Below are 18,192 nucleotides of genomic sequence, written 5' to 3' on the forward strand. Positions count from 1 at the left end.
GCCCAGTCGCTATGGCGCAGAACCTACCAAACCATCGCAAAGCGCATCCACTACCGGCAGCGACGACAGCGGGCTCTCGAAGCCCCCTGTAGTACTGGTCACGGCTTGATCATTCCATCGTTTCTGCATCTCGTCCGCACCACACCAGCTTTGCTCAGATCAACTCATTGTGTTAGCCGTTGTTAGGGCGTGCAGATCTTTAACTCGTCTTTTTGACCTTGGTCTGGGTGGGGTCGGGAGCGAGGAACGTCGCGACGTCGGCTGGGGTACGAAGGCGGGCGGTTGAGGTGTTGATGTGTTGGCCGTGTGCTTCCAGGAGTGGGCGGATTTCCTGTTTCGCGCGGCTGATGGTCATGGCGGTGACGCCGAAGAGCTGGCCGAGGAGGTCCATGGTTGCGAGTTTGCGCAGGTGGAGCACGGTGACCAGGACTCGGTCTGCTGGGGTGAGTTTGGCTTTGGCACCTGTGCCAGGGGCCACCAGGCGCTCGTGACCGCGGCGGGTGCGGAGCACTTGCTCGTGTCGGACCTCCAGCTCTGGAGTCAGCGTGTCGATCAACTGGCTGAGCTGTTGGCGGGGCATACCGGTCAGTTCCGGGTCCTGCAGTGAAAATTGCGTGAGGCGGGCCGGTCTGATCGCCAGGTCCTGGTCTGACGTGCTGTCGGTCGTCGCCGCGTCCGGCGGGTGCTGGGGGTGGAGGGTGTAGTTCCAGTCGCCGTGGAAGCGGTGGCGGGTGATGGGCAGGGCGGCGATCTCGTCGTCAGTGACCTGGATGCCGGTGGGGTAGAGGCTGGTGTCGAGTTCGGCGTGCACGGTCAGGCCGGATTTGGTGGTGGTCGCGGCGATGCTCTCAACGATGACTTCGTGGCTGGTCAGGGGCCTGCCGCGCCAGTTCATGGTGATGTGGGAGAACAGCCGGTGCTCGATCCGGTTCCACTTCGATGTTCCGGGAGGCAGGTGGCACACGGTGACCGCCAGGCCGGTTTCGGCCGCGAATCGGGCGAGTTCGGTCTTCCAGGTCCGGGTGCGGTACCCGTTGGAGCCACCCGCGTCGGCGGTGATCAGCAGCCGCCCGGCCGTCGGGTAGGCGGCCCGCCCGGCACTGTTCCACCAGCGGCGGATGGATTCGACGGCGAACGCGGCTGTGTCGTGATCGGTGCCCACGTTGACCCAGCCGGTGTTCGCGGCGACGTCGTAGATGCCATAGGGAACCGCTCTTCCCAGCTCCCGGTCGGGGAAGTCGTGGGTGTCGACCCGCACCGGCTCGCCTTTCGGCTCCCATTCACGGCCGTTGTTCTTGAAGGGGCCGACCAGTTCCTTCTTCTTCGTGTCCACGCTGATCACCGGAGCCCCGTCGTCCCGATGGTCGCGGGCCTGTTCGTTGAGGTAGCTGAACTGTGCGTCCCGGTCGGGGTGCTGCTTGCCCTCCAGCGTCTTGGCGTTGCTCTGCAGGCTGAAGCCCTCCTCGCGCAGGAGGTCGCCCACCGTGTCCGCACAGATCCTGTGGCCCTGCCGGGTCAGCTGGGCGGCGAGCTTGCGGGTGGATTTGGTGGTCCAGCGCAGGGGCGACATGGGATCTCCGCGGACGTCGGGCTCGACCAGCGTGAGGAGTGCCACCCGAACGGCCGGGTTCCGGTCGACGACCCGTTTGCGGCCGGCGCCGGGCCGGCGGATGCGTCCCAGCGGGGCCTGTCCAGAATCCAGCTCCCGCACTCCGACTGACACAGTGGCCTCACGGACACCGGCGGCACGGGCGACAGCCCTGATCCCGCCGTGGCCCAGCGACTGTGCCTCCGCCCCTATCAGCAGGCGACGCTGCCGCTCGTCAAGGTGCGGCAGAATCACCTCGAACTTGGCTGCCAGCACGGCCCGTTGCCCATCCAACCCGCTCATGCCAGACCAACGAACCACCGAACGGAAAGCCACGAGTTAAAGATCTGCACGCCCTAAGAATCTGCAGCTATTACCGAGTCTGCCATTCTTGAACGCACAACCAAGCTTGCGAGAGCAGGCGTTACCACACCAGCGAGCGCGAAGATAGTTGCGATAATTAGCCAACCGCCTCGATGAAGCGCTAATGCAGTCAAACAAACAGGACCTACGATATTAATCAACTGATCGCCCCATCTGAACAATGCAAGATACTCACCACGACGAGTTTCCGGGCTAAGGCCGTAAGACAATCCCCATGCAGAAGCGGACGAGTACATCTCTCCAAGAGTAAGAAGGACAGTCCCTAGCACAAGGAGGCCCATAGTCCAGTAGTCCAACACGTAAGTACTCATCACCAGCACCGCACAGGCCGCAGCCAAGAACATGCCAGCGCGACGTTGGCAACGGACCGCTCCGGGGATGTCATCCGCGCCAGCACTGGCACGGACCTGCAGAAGTATTACCATTACTGTATTGATCGCCAACACTACAGAAATAGTGAATCGCGGCGCATCAGTTTTTTGAAGAATCCACAAAGGAATAACCAAGGAAAGGATAATGTCACTCGCAGCAAAAACTCCGGTCACCAGCGATAGCATCAAGAAGGGACGATCATTCAGAGCCCGTCGCCCTTTCTGTTGCTTCGATATTCTCCCAGCCCCTGAAACATTTCGCTCCGCATAGAGAGCAAGAAGAACAACGTCTACAGCAAAAGTGAAGGCGTTGACCCAAATTGCGCTGATTATAAGAGACCTAGACTCCAATCCCACAATCACCCCCGCCGTCGCAACCCCGACCGTAGACCCCAAATTGGACAGAGATCTCAAGTAAGCGTTCACTTTGACCCGGTTTTGGGATGCTGCTATTTCGCCGAGATAACGGACTCGGCCGGAGCTCCCCAATGCAGCGGCTAGTCCGATTGTCGTTACGATGAAAAGAAAATCACAAAACCCATGGACAAACGGCAGATAGGAAAAAAGGATCGCTTGGAGTAGTGCTCCAAGAATCCAAGTCTTACGCCCCCCCAGATGATCAGAGAGCGTTCCGAACGGCACCCACAAGATGAGAGAAGCGAGTCCGGCTACAGAGAATCCTATGGAAACCTGGGCCGCACTCAGGTCAACATAGAGAGTAAAATAAACTACACTGCAGGCCGTATAGAGACCTTGACCAATTGAATAAGTGACGGTTTGAACAATAAGCGCAGGGTGCAATACAGTCGAAGCTCCGCGCGACAGAAAAGAACTACCCACCGGATTAATCCATTTCTTGCAGACGGATTCGGATCTACTCTTCAGGGATGCGGATACATCATCGCGCATGCCTAGCGAAACTCGCAATGAATATCTCTGTACCCATTCCACCGGTCAGTAGTCGATCGCTTCGGTCATTGGTTATTTTGGACAACCAGTCATTAGTGCCGATGTCGACCAGCGAGTAACTCTCACCAAGGTCATTCATCGCGGATATTTTGACGCACGCGTCCTCGTAGTATCCGATTCCGGCATGTCTATCGAGGTCGAAAACCACGTCGACTCCCGGGAACTCACCTTTTGTGTCGAACTCCAGACTTGTACGCAGTGTTTCTTCAAAAGCATTCTTCATGAATATCAGAGGCCTCCTGAGATATGTATACTCAGTAGGGAGGGTGCCGATGAAACCGGGAAGATCGCTGACGGGGACTGTCGCAGGGATAGGAATCCCGAAGTGTTCGAAAACACTGAATCCAGGCTTTTGTGTGTGACGTCGGATAAATTCTCTATCGAGCCCTTGTTTTCTTATAATCAGTTCCATTATCCGCATAGATGACAACGCCAGAGAAACACTGCCGAGTCGGTAACCAAGACTCCTCGCACCAGATATTATGGTCAGGTAAATTCCTACGTGCTTACTGAATGCTTCGGCCTTGAAACTCAAGTGGTCATCGGCGTTCCTGGCATCTATAAGGCTCAGCGCTCTGAAGTGCGGTGTGAAGCCGGGTTGTTCGTGTACTTGTGTACGCAACTCGCGATGGAAGGTGCCGAGTGACGTGCCTCTCCAGTCAGCTAGACGCTCGCGCCTCTCACGCGCCGCTTCGAGTGCCAGAACCACCACTGCATCGGCTACGACCTCCGTGTTCCGGATCGTGCTCAGCACTGTCTTCTGGCTGATTCCCGCGAGGCCGGTATTCGAAGCAAATGCGGTAACGGGCGATAGTTCAAGCAATTTCATATCTGCCGGGATTATCCCTGCCGCAAATGCATCAAACTCCAGCACCGCTCGCTGATCAAGGACTGACGGCTGCGTAAAGGAATTACCTCTATACTGTCGGTAGACATCGAAGGGAGACACATGCCGCGCCCGCGCAGCATGGGCCTCTATTAGTAAACTTTGCTGGGCTCGCGGCGTAGTAGCATTAAGTGCCTTGCGCAGATCGTCTGCAGCCTCGTCAGATGTGAAGGAGAAGTCCTGGCTACTCATGCTCTGGATTCTTCCGCTCGTTCGAATAAGGCCAGAAGTAGATCTTGGCGGATACTAAGATCTCTCGGATTGAAACAAGAAACTAGCGAATCCAGTCACATCCGAATCGGGATGCAAGGCTACTTTGTATTGCTTTCGTTGTGGGTGCGATTTCCTCCTGCAGGGCTTCATCGTGTTCCGGAGCGATCGGAACGAATCTCGTCTTGCCTTCTTCGTCGGTCCGTACCAGGGTAGATCTCTTGTCTGATGCCTTGGTGGCATAACTCACGGCCAGTACGGAACGGTCGAGAGGGCCGAGGGGGAATCCTCTTTCCGTGAGCTGGCACTCCATCTCCTGCAGTACTTTCTCCGGTGACGCGCACAGAGCGTCGTAGCTCACAGCAACAGTTTGATCGTCCGGCAGCTCCAAAGCCTTCTCGTAGAACTGACTCCACAGAAGAGCACGTTCATTCACATCCTTCCCGGCCCAGGAGTAACCTCTATCGAAGGACCTGCCCAGACTCTTCACGACTCCGACAGGATGACGGAGCATAAGAACGAACAATGCATTAGGGGCGTCCACGGATAATTCACGGCCGACAAGCAGATTCCATGGGCAGTGATCAAGGTAGTAGTCGCTGGCCTTTGCAGTGGCGATGGACTCTGCGAAGGTCCGTGCATGGGCACGGAGTTCCTGGAGATACTCGTCTAGGAAGTAGCTTGGCGCCCCCTCGAACTCCGCATCTCCACAGACTCGGGCGAAATGAAATCCGCCGTATTCACCCATGTCGCACACATGCTCCGAAGAGCCGAGATAGGTGCCGGTCATTGTCGTTCCGCTGCGAGGGCTCCCGAGAACCAGGATGCCGCGCGGGGTATTCAAGATTAGACACTCGTTCCTTACTCGGATGCGGACATTTTCAGGCTAGCTTTATCTTCAGGCGTCGGTACGCCCTGTCCACCGCTTCTTCGTAGTCGGACTGAGTGTCAGCTCCAACTACGATGAACGCAGAACGGCGATCAATTGCGTGCTCGTGCACCACGTCGCCGACTTTGCAGAATGCTTTCCAGCTCAGAACTCCGAGGCACGCCAGTGCCTCAGTCTCGCTGGGCACTTCGACGATGGTGCCGGCGGCGGCAGGCGACAGAGCGAACCCGCCCAGGTATTTTTTGGTGGAAACGGCCTTGATGTCGCTGCTTCCTAGAGTCCCGTGAGCGATTGCCTCCCATACGCTGCTGCCGAGATAGTGGGTGAGGAGACTTGGTATCCAGGCCCCTCCTATGCGGCTGGCCATCTCCGAGAACACTAGGCTTCCATCTGGCTGTTTGAAGAGCTCGAGATGCGTCGCCCCATGCGAGACTGCTAGGGCCTCATTGATCTGCTGGTGTAGGCGCAAGACCTGTTCGTAGAGTCCAGGATCCTGGTGCGGGAATATAAGGCGACTGCCGTCACGAAGGCTATGACTCGGATTAGTTTCTCTGACAATGGTAAGTTGATTATGATAGTAAGCGCTGATGGTGAAGTAGAGAGGCTTCGCTCCTGCCCAAAAGGCATCCACGTGCAGCTCGCTTCCCTCAACGAACTCCTCTACGGAGAGTTGGGGCGACTTCAGCTTGGCGGCGTACTCAAACATATCTAGTGTGGGAACGAGGTCCTCAGGTCGCTCGACCTTCACTGTGCTGAGAGTCCCCAGGCCTGTCGCCGGTTTTACGACAGTCGGGAACTTGAGAGTCCGTGTCGCCTCACTTATACCGAGGTCATCTGCGGTCGACGTCAACGACACGAATGCAGCCGCGGATATACCTGCTTCTCTGATGGCGGATTTCATCAGCCGCTTGTCGCGGGTGGCAACGTGGTTGAACGGATGCGTCGCTGCTCCTCGGAGTAGGATATCGAGGTACCCTGCTCCGAACTGGCTATATTCTGCATGGCTCACGATGTGATCTATGCGTACGCGGCGAAGCTTTAGATCTGCTGCCACAGTAGCCACAGCATCCAATGAGTCAAACTCGGGAACTCGATACCAGCCCGCCGCCGAGTTGAGCAGCTCTGCGGGCGGGTTATTCGTTTTGATATCGAAATCGTCCAATATGATATAGAGTTTACAGTCAGCGTTGAGGAAAGTACGGACAAGCTCATCCTTCCATTTGCAAAGAAGGACAGTGGTAGTTTTCGTTTCATAGTCGGACATGCGTGTTTCCTTTTTCGTCGAGTTTAGTTAGCATTGGGAAGCTGTCGTACGCTCGGACTTATGATCCGGAATACCCCTTCCACCGCGTCGAGTGTCGCGGTGCTGCCAATGGGCAAGGTGAGCATGGGATCGGTGTGGCCAATATCTAGACTAAGGACGAGGGGGAATCCTCGGTCTCCGTAACGCTGTTTTACATGGCGACGTAGATCTTTCTCGAATTCTCCGCCTCCCCGGAAGGACCTGCCCACTGCCATCCCGGCGAGGTGCGAGGTGACACCTGCGGCGTCGAGTTGGCACAGGCTTCGATCGAGTTTCGCCATGGAAGTGTCGGAGTGCTCCCAGAACAGGATCGCGCCGTCAAACGAGGGCAGGTATGGCGTGCCGACCAGACAGCACAGTGTCTCCAGATTTCCGCCCAGCAGCGGACCTGTTCCGCTTCCCGCCCCCGCCCACTCCCACCCAGAGTGAGACTCCAACCGGCGAGGTCTGTGGTCTGCTTCTCCCCATGGCAGGAACTCATCTGTCCATTTCGCAGGTGGCGTGAGCAGGTCAGGAGTTTGCCTCCCGCAGATCGCATTCGTCAGGGAATTAACACTGTAGGGGAACATTTGCGGGTATTCGGCGATCTCTGGCATCAGGGTGGGTCCGTGGAAGGTCGTGATCCCTGTCTGCGCGTGGATGCCTAGGAGGATCGCCGTGATGTCGCTGTACCCGACTATGACCTTGGGGTTCGTGCGTAGGTAATCGTAGTCCAAGTACGGTAGTACGCCGTTGGCGCTATACCCGCCAATCGTGGTGAAGATCGCTCTTATTCGCTCGTCGTGCAAGAAGGCATTAATTTCCTTGGCCCGGTCATGAGCAGAACCTGCGCTGTAGCCACTTATGTGCGCCTGGGCACCCACGACGACGCGCCAGCCGAGGCGCTCCAGGGTTCGAACGCCACGAGCAAATCGTTCGGTTGCGAGACCAGCCACTGGACCGGAGGGTGTGCAGATCCCGACGAGATCACCAGGGCGCAAGGCGGGAGGGAGTTCGGCATGCACCGGTCCGGGGCGTGCCGGCGTGCGCTCCGCGGCCCTCGCGGTCCCGGCGGCGATCTCGGCGGCTCCGGCGTCGCGCGGCTTGGGTCGTTCGCTCACGTTGCGCACCTCGGGGGTCAGAGGGGACGCCGGAGGTGGACCATGAGGTTGACGCCGCGGTCGGCCCACTCGGGTCGCTCGGATGCTTCCAGCTCCAATTCCAGTACGGCGCGGAAGTATTCCTCGTCCTCCAGCACTCGGGAGATGTCGCTTACCGTGGTATATGGGTAGCCGAAGTCGTCTGCGCCGGGCATGGCGAGTGTCGTCACGCCGTAGACGCCCTGGACCTCGAAGCCCGCCCCGGTGCCCAGTGAGCGCAGTTCCGCCGAGTCGTAGACGCGCAATGGGGGTACGTGCGGCGCCCACTTGACGATCCTGTCCCGCATCAACGCGCGCAGTTCCTCGACGCTGGCGCCATCGCGGTTGATCTTCGAGTGCACGGCGTTGGAGAGCGAGTGGCACATCAGCAGCGCGTGAGCGCCCGGCCGCATGACGCGATAGAGCGTCGAGAAGGCGGCTGCCGGGTCAGAGAGGAAGCTGAGCACTCCGTAGGTGCTGATGACGGCGTCGTACTGCTCATTCTGGAGCGGGGAGCCGTTCTGCAGGTCGCACTCCACCAGGTGAACCTTGTCTGCCACGCCTGCACGGGCGATGTTTTCTTTGGCCTCGCCTAGCATGCGGGGAGACTTGTCCGCCACCGTCACCTCGACGCCCAGTGCGTCGGCGCACCACAGGGCCCAGCGACCGGTGCCGCCGCCAGCGTCGAGAATGTGCTGACCGGCTTCGACGGCGAGATGCCGGCGAAGGAGCTCCTGAATCAGGGTGTCGGAGAGCTTCCAGTACATGGCCTCGTAGAAGCCCTCGACGTTGCCGGCGTAAGGTTCAAAGAAGTCCCTGAACTGCTTATCGGTCATGAGAGTCATGCAGCTCTCCGTTCTTGAGTCGGATTGGGTGCGGGATGCAGTGGAGTGGGGAACGCCCGGTACTAGAGGTTCACGGCGTGAGGGCCACGCCGTTGAGGCGTGGCGCAAGCTGCAGTTCACGGATGTCGCTTTGCTTCAGGACCCACATCAGCCAGCGTTCAACGCCCATGCCGAAGCCCGAAGTGCGGAGAGGCCGTGCGTCCTTCATGTCGACGTACCAGCGGTAGGCGTCCTCAGACACTCCGTGCTGACTCAATGCCTTTCTGGCGTCCGCTCCAGTGGCGTGGCGCTCACCCGAACCCACGACCTCTCCGATTCCGAACAACAGATCCGCGCTGAGGGAGCTTCGCTGTTCGGCGTCCGCGTACCCCTGGTAGAACGGCACCGCCAGGTGGTCGAAATGGGTGACCCACAGAACCGGGCTGATCTCGTCCAGCAGTCGCCGCTCACCGTGACGTGTGAGAGAGCGCCAGCCGTCCGCGTGATGGACGGCAAGCGGGTCGGACCCGAGATGCTCGATCGCCTCGTCGAGCGTGAGGCGCGGGAAGAAGTCCAGGGCGGCCATCTTCTCGATGTGCCCAACATCGTGGGCAAAGCTGCCTACTTCGTCAGCTAGGTTGTCCAGGATCGACTGGGCCAGGGCCCGCACGTACTCCTGAACGATCGCCATCACGTCCTCGAGGCCGCCTGCGATCTCGGCCTCGCTGTGGAAGAACTGGTTCAGATGCGTTTCGTCAGCTTCTTCGCCGCGGAAGCTCGGCATAAGGTACCAGGTACCTTTGGTGTTGAACCGGCAGCCGTATTCCAGCATGAACTGCATCGAGTCGGCGAGGAACGTCTGATCGCCGAACAAGTCAATCTCGACTGGCGTTGAATCACTGCCCAGGCCCATGGGACTGGAGACACTGCTGGTGGTGATCGGCACGTGGAGTGCCTTGACCTGTCGGCTTGACCAGAAATCGGTCGTACAGACAGTCAATAGATCCTGAAGACTGACAAGGGTGTGGTAGAACGGATCATCCATGATCTTGATGAACCGGTCGGAAGCCGGACGCCAGCCGCCGTGTGATGACTTCAGAGCATCATTCAAAGGTAGCTCCCGATGTTGTCTGATCATCACTAGGATGATCAAGAAATTGAGTCGACATCTGCACCCCATCGATGTCGGAAAAATTAAGCCGCATGCCTGCAACAGCCGCCAGTAACGCTGACATTTTCAGACACTACGTGCTCAGCTGTCGTGCGGATTTGTCCCGAGTCTCCGACCGGTTGTTCTCGCTGGCCTGCCCAGCAGACTCAAGAGTTAGGATAGAGACTGCGTGGGTAATCGCAGTTTTACGAGAACCCATTGAACTAAGTGCTGATCTCTGGAGTCAGATGTTCGTGAATGCATACGAACTACCGCATTCGAACATGTCGCCCAGCCGCAGGTGGTCAGACTCTCCACGCAGATATCGAGCGGTAGCATCCAATTTGGCATCCCACTCTTCCGGATCAAGCGGCTTTGCACGTTCCAGGAGATCAGGATTCTCACGATGGAATTCTGCCATTGACGGCACGAGGTATGCTTTCGGTATCTGCGTTGTCTCGGAGCACAGGAACAACGTAATCGTGGGGCGTTCAGCAGCGGCTGCTCGGTCCACTTCTACGTCATGGATCATGTCAGTGGACATGAAGTAGCTTTCATTCCGCTTCAGAAGGACACGCCCCTCAGAGGTCCGGAGGCGACTGGCCCCATACTCCCGGTGTGGTGGCCAGACCCCGTCTACACGCTCAAGAGTTGAATCTCGGTACCGCCCGTCATCAGTCTCGGCCTGCGCCGGATCCGGGATTTCCTCATAAATGCACTGACGCATCTCTCCGACGGAGACATATGACACGAAGGGGAAAGGATGGGAGTGCGGCGGTTCAACAATCGAATTTGGCTCGAATCGCTTGGTGGACTCGAAACCCTTCGCCTCCGGGTTTGGCTGCCAGATGTGGATACTGATATGCCATTCTGCGACAGGGTATCCCATGAAGTCTTCGACGCCAGCTTCCGCGGGAGTTGTTCCGGGTACCGCGTCTTTTTGTGAGGCAATGACCAGTGTCTGGCCTGCCCAGCCGTAGATGCAATGCGTGTCGTCAGAGCGCGACTCTTCAGCGATCTCGTGTTCCGACGGCTGTCCCGACTTCAGCGAAACTCGCATCAGTTCGAGAAAAGTCGCCAGATTGTCCGCTCGGCCAAGAGTGCGAACAAACGCGTTCATCCGCGAAATCCGATCGGCGCCGGCTGGGGTGTGTCGCATCTGCTCAAGCAGTTCTTGCATCTGCTTGACGGCCTCGGCTGCTGTCGTTTCCCCCTGAGCCGGCCCTTCGAGGATGCTCGTGATCAAGTCTGCAGTCTCGCTGTCGCAATAACCCGATGTCAACGCATCCCTCGACATGGCAAGCGTTAGCGGTTCGAAGTTCTCCCGGCCTACCCATTCACTCGTCATCACATCGTTCCCTTTCCCGTGTGGGGTACATTTCATTCGCCCTCAGCAGAGCGCCGCAATCGGCACACAACGCTTGGCGATGTATAGGTCGCCTGAGCAGTCTCAGGGGTTGGTGTCGCGCCTGGAGATTTGATCGGGAATTCTCACGCCCCTCCATGGATGACGCGCCTTCAACTACTGATGAGCTGAAGCCTGGGTCTCAACGCGGAGGTGCTGTTGCGCACAGGACACTCGTTCATCGAGTTGGCGAGAGTCGTCGGCACCAATGACGACAAAAACGCACCACTCAGATGCGGAGTCCATCACCAGCTCGTCACCGACGTTGCATAGGATCTGGTGATCGAGGAGTCCTGGTACACGGCTGAAGTCGGCTTCGCTCGGTACTGCGATTACAGTTCCAGGCTCTGCTGCACGGATGTGCAAGGCTGCAAGGTGTGAGGCCGTCGGCTTTGCTTCAGACGGTTTGATACCCAAGGTCGCCTCCGCGACCACGCTCCACACGTCCCGGCCCATCGCCTGAGTGAGAAGAGCAGGAATCAGTCCTCCGCCAAGACGGGTGGCCATCTCAGAGAAGACCAGATCACCGTTTCTCATCCGGAATACTTCCATGTGGGTCATGGTCTGTCCGGTGTTGAGAGCTCGGTTGGCAGCCCGATTCATTTCCAGCAAATTTTCGTAGAGGTCAGGTTCGCGATCCGGGTTGATCAACCGGCTGCCGTCCGTAACATTTGCATTAATACACTCCAGTCGCGGACTATAGTTTTGCGCCACAAAGAAGTAGACTGGTTCTTCTCCTTTCCAGCAGGCATCGACGTGTAGTTCATCTCCTGCGATGTATTCCTCAACGATCATTTGTCGTGAATCGATGCCTTCGACTGAGGAGAAGATCTGAGTTGAAGCCAGCAGTTCGGCTACGTCCGCAACTTTCGTTGTATACTCCGTGCCTGAGCCGGCCGCTGGCTTGATAATGGCTGGGAAAGAAATCTGTGAGGCGAGGGCCCGTACAGCTTCTTTATTACCCGGATCAGGCAATGACCGGGAGGATGCTGTCCTCACTCCGGCCTCAGTGACCAGCCGCTTCATCAGTCGCTTGTCTCGCGCAGCCAACTCACGGATAGGGCTCGCCGACAAACCCAACAACGATCTGATCACTAACGCGCCGAGTTGACTGAATTCGGTGAAACTGATGACGTCATCGATCTGAGGGTCGGTGATCCAAAGCTCGGCAGCGATGGTGCACAGCTCTTCCAGGGAATTGAAGTTCTGTACTCGATGTACGCTTGCGGCTTGCAACAGCAGTTCGGGGTCAGGGTTTGCATGATCGACGTCGTATTGGTCCAGAATGAAATGCAAGCGCGCTCGGGTTATCAACGACTCGGCGAGAGTGGAATTCCACTTACACATCACATAGGTGGGCTTATGAGGTTCGGGGACATCATCGGATGACGGATTCATTATTGCGCGTCCATTCAAAGTCTCCCTCGCTGAAACAGACCCAAAGTTCAGCGCGGAAATGAATCAGCCACTTTACGGAAGCTGATGGGTGTCATTTCACCACCCTCAGTAGCGCTCGTCCGGTACGCGGCATCTGCTCGGCTCGTACTCCGCCAGCCTCGCTAATGGCTTACGGATGGATTGCGCTGCTTGCTAGCCCACCTCGGCGTTCTTAACCTGAACGCGTTGATCAGGCTGACGTGGTGCCGGCGAGTAATTATGCCGGACCCTACGAAGATGGGTGCCAGACGCCGTTCTGCCGACTGTATTGAACGCCCCTATGGTGAAGTAGAAGTGCCCAGTATTAGGGCGTGGACAGTTGCGTGCACGGTGACTGGACTGCCTGTCTACGCATTCCACCCTGTAGGTGATGGCGTAGCTGACGAAGAACCCACGCACGAACCATCACAGCACCTCCGTTTAAGGTTACTGGCGCGCAACCGGCCGACCAACGCCAGAGTGTCATTTCGTGAATGGTGAGACAAGCGTGACTAGTGGGAGAAGGTTGTACTGGCGAGAAGTGACCCCAGAAGTGGCCAGTTTGCCTCCCGTGGCACATGAAGTCTATGAGATTTTTCGGGCGTAATTCCACGAAACGGATATCTTGATTAATGCAGGTCAATTCTGGCGGAATATTGAATTCCAGTGAGGCCGAAGTGGCGCTGGGAGCAGGGCTGATGCGTTCTCAGCAGGTGATCTTGAGGAGCGCGGTGGCGTGGTCGGGGCGTGACCGGTAGTGGTCGGCTGCGGCGGCGATGTTAGTCCAGCCGGCTTGGCGCATCAGGCCGATGGCGAGGTTGCGCAGGGTGGCCATGGCGCGGGGCGCGCTGCCGGTGCGGATCTTGGAGGCGTCCTCGGCGTAGGTCACGTCTCTCACGTGGTGCAGTGCTTCTACGGACCAGTGGCCCTGGACGAGTTCGGCCAGCTGTGCGGGGCCGGCTTGGCCGGGGGCGAGGCTGGTGACGGCGTAGACGGTTTTCGTCTGGACCTTTCCGGTCTTGGTGGTGACGCGGCGTCGCTTGATCTCGATGGCTTGGACGGCGTGTGGGAACAGCAGTCCGGCTTCGAGGGTGCATACCTTCAGCCGCCGGACCTCGTGTCGGCCGTGTCCGGCGATGCGGGTGCGGTCCAGCAGCGGCATCTGCCGCCAGGGCAGGCGGCGCGGTTGCCGGCGCAGCTTCTTCTGGTTGCCCTTGACGACCAGGATGTAGTGCCCGCCGGCGGAGACGATCTTCTTGGCGGTCGTGCGCTGGGTGTGCATGGCGTCGGCGGTGACGACCACGCCGCGCAGGTCGAAGCGGGCCGGCAGCGGGGCGAACGCCGGATTTCGTTGCTCTTGGCCGCCACCTGGCGCTGCGCGATGACGGTCTGGCTGCCGTGGAGGGCGGCGGCCAGCAGGTGTATGGCGATCTTGCTGTCGGTGCGCGAGCCGCGGACCGTCTTGCCGTCCACGGCCAGTCCGACCAGGGCTCCGTCCTCCTCGACGGGATCGGCGGCGTGGCGGGCGAGCCAGGTTCCGACAGCGTCGTCCAGGGCGTCGCCGTCGATGCGGGTCAGCAGCCGGCCGAGCGTGGAGGCGTTGGGCGTGGCGCGGGTGAGGCCGAGTCCGGCGCGGACCCGCGGGTCGGCGTCGGCGGCGTACCGGGCGATCTGCGCGAGGGAGCGGGCTCCGCCGAGCACCGCTGTCAGGCACAGGGCCAGCAGTGCGCCGATACGGTAGCGGCGCCCCCGCACCCGGCGGGGATCGGGCACGGCGGCCAGCACCTCGGACAGCGAGGCCAGCTCGTGCGGTTCGATAAACGGGCAGCGGTCGGTGGCGTCCTCGCAGTGGCGCGCGAGGACGTCGATCAGGGAGGATGGCACGCGGACGCGACTCCAGGACGATCTTCGGTCTCAGAAGCCTTGATCATCTGGCGTCGCGTCTCTTGCTGCCACTCCGGCAAACCGCCCACCAGGCACCAGAGCAGATGAACCAGCCTATCCCGCCAGCTGAGAACGCATCAGCCCTGGCGCTGGGAGTATTCAGGGCCGATTCGTGGTGCTTGAATCTAACCGTCAGAGGGGTATCCCGGTCGACCGGGATGCTGACCGTAGGCGGCGGCTAGTCCCGTACTTCGCGGGTCGCTGAATCAGTTGGTTTGACGGTCTGGCTGGTGTCTGGGGAGGGGGTGGCCGCGTTGGTCCGGGTGTGTCGATGACTTCCCGGTCCCCGCGGCCACGGACGGAGCGCCCTCGTATGCAGGTCGTGATCGAGTCCGTGGTGACCAAGCGTCTGGGCGCTCTGCCTGTCGCTGCCGGGTTTCTGCGCCGGCTGGATGTCGTGGGGATCGTCGACGGGCTGTGCCCGCCCGACCCGCGGGCAGACCTGACGCACGGCCAGGTGATCGAAGCGCTGGTGGCGAACCGGCTGACCGCCCCCGCAGCGCTGTTCCGCGTCGGGGACTGGGCGCGCGAGTGGGCGGTGGAGGAGGTCTTCGGCATCGAGCCGGATCTGCTCAACGATGACCGCCTCGCGCGTGCCCTGGACGCGATCGCCCCCCATCTGGACAAGATCGCCGGCAGCGTCGGAGCGGGTGCTATCAGCGCCTTCGGTGTGGATACGGCCCGGATCCACTGGGACATGACCAGCATGTCCGTCCACGGCGCCTACCCGGCCCCAGACCAGGACGATGCCTATCCGATGGTCAAGTACGGGCATCCCAAGGACCGCAGAGTCGACCTGAAGCAGGTCCAGACCGGGCTCGGGGTCAGCGCCGACGGCGGTGTCCCGGTCCACGCCAAAGTCTTCGACGGCGGGGCCGGGGAGGTCGCGCAGGTCACGGATGCGATAAAGGCCCTCCGGCAGATCGCAGGCGAGCAGCCACTGCTGCTGGTCGCGGACTCCAAGCTGTACTCGTGGGGCAACATCGCCGCGCTGCTGGACGCCGGCGTGGACTTCATCGCCCCGGTCCCCGCCGCCAAGATCCCCGACGCCTTCTACGCCGCCCTGGACCTGGACCAGGCCGCAACCGTGGACTACACCCCCGAACGCGAGGAGCACCTGCCGCCCGAGCGACGCGGACGCTACCGCGTGCTGGAGGACGTGCACCACATCGCCGGACCGCGTAAACGCGACCCGGTTCTGCAGGTGCGGCGCATCCTGGTGCACTCCACCGGCAGCGCCGACGGCCAGCGCCAGGCCCGGGACAAACGCCTGGCCAAGGCCGCAGCCGAGCTGGAGAAGGTCCAGCGCGGCGCAGGCGGGCGCTACTACGGCACACCCGAAAAAATCGCCGCCCGCATCGGGGTGATCGCCAAGACCCGCCGCGTGGCCTCCTGCCTGCGCACCACGATCACCACCGACGAGCAGGGCCGGCCCACTCCGCACTGGCACTTCGACGAGGAGATCCTCGCCGCCGAGGCGGCGGCCGACGGCTGGTACGCGCTGATCACCTCCCGCCCGTCCGCAGCATCCGACGCCGCCCAGGTCCTTGTGGACTACAAAGGCCAAGGCGGCATCGAACGCCGCTACGGAGACTTCAAGGGACCGCTGGCGGTCACTCCGCTCTTCGTCCAGCACAACCGCCGCGTTGCCGCCCTGATCCAGGTGATCTGCCTGGCCCTACTGGTGTTCTGCCTCATCGAGCGTCAAGTACGCCGGGCACTGGAACGCGACGGGGACGGCCGCATGCAGGGGCTCTACCCGAACGGCCAGCGAGTCCGACCGACCGCCCGCATGATCCTCTACCACCTGGGCCAGCTCCAACTACGCGTCGGCAGCACGGCCGACCCACCCACCGTCCTCATGGCCCGAGGAATCCACCTCCACCCGCTGGACCTTCTCGGCATCGAAGCGACACAACCACGCTGGCCACACACCTGAATCAGCGACCCGCGAAGTACGGGGCTAGTGGGGCGCTTCGGCCGGGGAGCAGCGAGGGGTGAACTACCAGGTGGCATCCGCTCAGTTCGCCGCAACCCGAGCCATTGACCGTGGCGGAGTCATAGCTCGTTGCTGCCTATCCTTGTGCCATGAGTGACGAGATCTATGCAGGCGTCCCGGAGCAGATGCGCGTTCGCCTGGAGAAGGTGACGCAACTCCGCGCAAACGGCGTCGAACCTTACCCGGTGACCTACCCGCGGACGCACACCATCGGCGAGGTGCGGGCGAAGTACCCCGAGTTGGAAGCCGACACTGTGACCGGGGAAAGAGTCGGGATCACAGGCCGGGTCATGCTCTCGCGGGTCGGCGGCAAGCTCTGTTTCGCGACTCTTCGGGACGGGACCGCCAGCATCCAGGCGATGATCTCGCTTGCAGGCGTCGGCGAGGAGGCTCTCACGGCCTGGAAGCGAGACGTCGACCTCGGAGACCACATCGGCGTGACAGGTGAGATCATCTCATCTAAGCGTGGCGAACTGTCTATCTTGGCCGAGAGTTGGGCAATCACGTCGAAATGCCTGCGCCCGTTGCCGGAGAAGCACGCCGGGCTCAACGACCCTGAGGCGCGCGTCCGCTACCGCTACCTCGACCTCATCGTCAACGACGAGGCACGCAAGATGGCCTACTTGCGCAGTGACACAGTCCGGGCGATCCGGGACTTCTGGCACTCTGAAGGTTACCTTGAAGTCGAGACACCTATGCTTCAGCCGATCCATGGCGGGGCGGCAGCTCGCCCATTCAAGACTCACATCAACGCCTACGACATGGAGATGTATCTCCGGATCGCAATCGAGCTGTACCTCAAGCGACTCGTCGTGGGTGGCATCGAGAAGGTCTTCGAGATCAATCGGAACTTCCGGAACGAAGGGGCGGACTCCACGCACAACCCCGAGTTCACGATGCTTGAGGCCTATGGAACCTACCTTGATTACAACGACATGGCCGATCTCACTCAGCGGTCGATCCAGCAAGCTGCCGTTGCCGCTCTGGGCACGACCGTAGTCGTCCACGACAGCGTCGAATACGACTTGGGTGCCGCTAACTGGCCACGGAAGACCGTCTACGGCCTGGTCTCAGACGCCCTGGGCGAGGAAGTCACCCCGCACACCCCAATCGCGCGTGTCCGTAGGCTTGCCGACGCCCGTGAGGTTGGATGCGATCCCGCGTGGGGGCAGGGCAAACTCGTCCAGGAGGTCTTCGAGGAACTTGTGGAGCACACGCTCTTGCAGCCCACGTTCGTCATGGACTATCCGGTCGAGACCTCTCCGTTGACTCGCCAGCATCGCTCCGAGCCGCTCCTGGCAGAGAAATGGGATCTAATCGGATTTGGCGCCGAACTGGGCACAGCGTACTCGGAACTGGTTGACCCAATCGAGCAACGTCGCCGCCTCACCGAGCAGTCACTGTTGGCCGCTGGCGGCGATCCGGAGGCCATGCAACTCGACGAAGACTTCCTCCGCGCCCTGGAGTACGGCATGCCCCCCACGGGCGGCATGGGCATGGGCATTGACCGCTTGATTATGGCCTTCACCGGCAAGAACATCCGTGAAACCATCCTGTTCCCCCTGGTGAAGCCCAGTTCCTGTGTTAGGCGACGCTGACGGTGTGCATGAGGGCGACGCTTTCGTTGTTGAGCGGGTGGGTGAAAACGACCCCGGGGGGGGGGGGGGGGGGGGGGGGTTGTGGGGGTGGGGGGGGGGGGGGGGGGGGGGGGGGGGGGGGGGGGGGGGGGGGGGGGG

The 18,192-nt window shown here is 60.4% G+C and carries 13 protein-coding genes and 1 pseudogene; 2 read left to right on the plus strand and 12 right to left on the minus strand.

Annotated elements, in window-relative coordinates; all coding sequences use genetic code 11:
• Positions 1–199 precede the first annotated feature (199 nt).
• The 12 genes and pseudogenes from ACZ4EF_RS36600 to ACZ4EF_RS36655 all read right to left on the minus strand — a co-directional run.
• A complete protein-coding gene (locus ACZ4EF_RS36600) occupies positions 200–1,891 on the minus strand; it encodes an ISAzo13 family transposase (RefSeq protein ID WP_467508539.1) in 1,692 nt (563 codons plus the stop codon).
• 53 nt (positions 1,892–1,944) lie between these two features.
• The gene (locus tag ACZ4EF_RS36605; protein ID WP_467508513.1) at positions 1,945–3,252 is read right to left on the minus strand and encodes an MFS transporter; all 1,308 of its coding nucleotides are present in this window, start codon (positions 3,250–3,252) and stop codon (positions 1,945–1,947) included.
• Positions 3,242–4,390, minus strand: coding sequence for a hypothetical protein (locus tag ACZ4EF_RS36610; protein WP_467508515.1), 1,149 nt, complete (start codon positions 4,388–4,390; stop codon positions 3,242–3,244). The genes ACZ4EF_RS36605 and ACZ4EF_RS36610 overlap by 11 nt, the downstream gene beginning before the upstream one ends.
• 82 nt (positions 4,391–4,472) lie before the next feature.
• On the minus strand, positions 4,473–5,252 hold the full coding sequence (locus tag ACZ4EF_RS36615; protein WP_467508517.1) for a sulfotransferase family protein: 780 nt from the start codon (positions 5,250–5,252) through the stop codon (positions 4,473–4,475).
• A 37-nt stretch (positions 5,253–5,289) separates the two neighbouring features.
• Positions 5,290–6,561: an ATP-grasp domain-containing protein gene (locus tag ACZ4EF_RS36620; protein ID WP_467508519.1), complete on the minus strand. Its 1,272-nt coding sequence runs from the start codon at positions 6,559–6,561 to the stop codon at positions 5,290–5,292.
• Between the two features lie 23 nt (positions 6,562–6,584).
• Entirely contained in the window at positions 6,585–7,700 is a 1,116-nt protein-coding gene (locus ACZ4EF_RS36625) for a S66 peptidase family protein (RefSeq protein WP_467508521.1), read from the minus strand.
• 17 nt (positions 7,701–7,717) lie between these two features.
• Complete coding sequence (locus ACZ4EF_RS36630; RefSeq protein WP_467508523.1) at positions 7,718–8,563, minus strand: class I SAM-dependent methyltransferase; 846 nt, start codon at positions 8,561–8,563, stop codon at positions 7,718–7,720.
• 70 nt (positions 8,564–8,633) lie between these two features.
• Positions 8,634–9,680: an amino acid--tRNA ligase-related protein gene (locus ACZ4EF_RS36635; protein WP_467508525.1), complete on the minus strand. Its 1,047-nt coding sequence runs from the start codon at positions 9,678–9,680 to the stop codon at positions 8,634–8,636.
• Between the two features lie 256 nt (positions 9,681–9,936).
• The gene (locus tag ACZ4EF_RS36640; protein ID WP_467508527.1) at positions 9,937–10,938 is read right to left on the minus strand and encodes a hypothetical protein; all 1,002 of its coding nucleotides are present in this window, start codon (positions 10,936–10,938) and stop codon (positions 9,937–9,939) included.
• A 276-nt stretch (positions 10,939–11,214) separates the two neighbouring features.
• Positions 11,215–12,495: an ATP-grasp domain-containing protein gene (locus tag ACZ4EF_RS36645; protein WP_467508529.1), complete on the minus strand. Its 1,281-nt coding sequence runs from the start codon at positions 12,493–12,495 to the stop codon at positions 11,215–11,217.
• Positions 12,496–13,219: 724 nt separating this feature from the next.
• A complete protein-coding gene (locus ACZ4EF_RS36650) occupies positions 13,220–13,816 on the minus strand; it encodes an ISAs1 family transposase (protein WP_467508531.1) in 597 nt (198 codons plus the stop codon).
• A 284-nt stretch (positions 13,817–14,100) separates the two neighbouring features.
• Positions 14,101–14,397 (minus strand): annotated as a pseudogene (locus ACZ4EF_RS36655) (transposase family protein); the annotation flags it as partial.
• A 373-nt stretch (positions 14,398–14,770) separates the two neighbouring features.
• On the opposite strand from ACZ4EF_RS36655, the gene ACZ4EF_RS36660 reads away from it, so the two are divergent.
• Both ACZ4EF_RS36660 and lysX read left to right on the plus strand, forming a co-directional pair.
• Entirely contained in the window at positions 14,771–16,396 is a 1,626-nt protein-coding gene (locus ACZ4EF_RS36660) for an IS1634 family transposase (protein ID WP_467508533.1), read from the plus strand.
• A 149-nt stretch (positions 16,397–16,545) separates the two neighbouring features.
• The gene (gene lysX, locus ACZ4EF_RS36665) at positions 16,546–18,054 is read left to right on the plus strand and encodes a bifunctional lysylphosphatidylglycerol synthetase/lysine--tRNA ligase LysX (protein ID WP_467508535.1); all 1,509 of its coding nucleotides are present in this window, start codon (positions 16,546–16,548) and stop codon (positions 18,052–18,054) included.
• Positions 18,055–18,192: the final 138 nt, after the last annotated feature.

Source organism: Streptomyces sp. NPDC025721, from assembly GCF_055558595.1.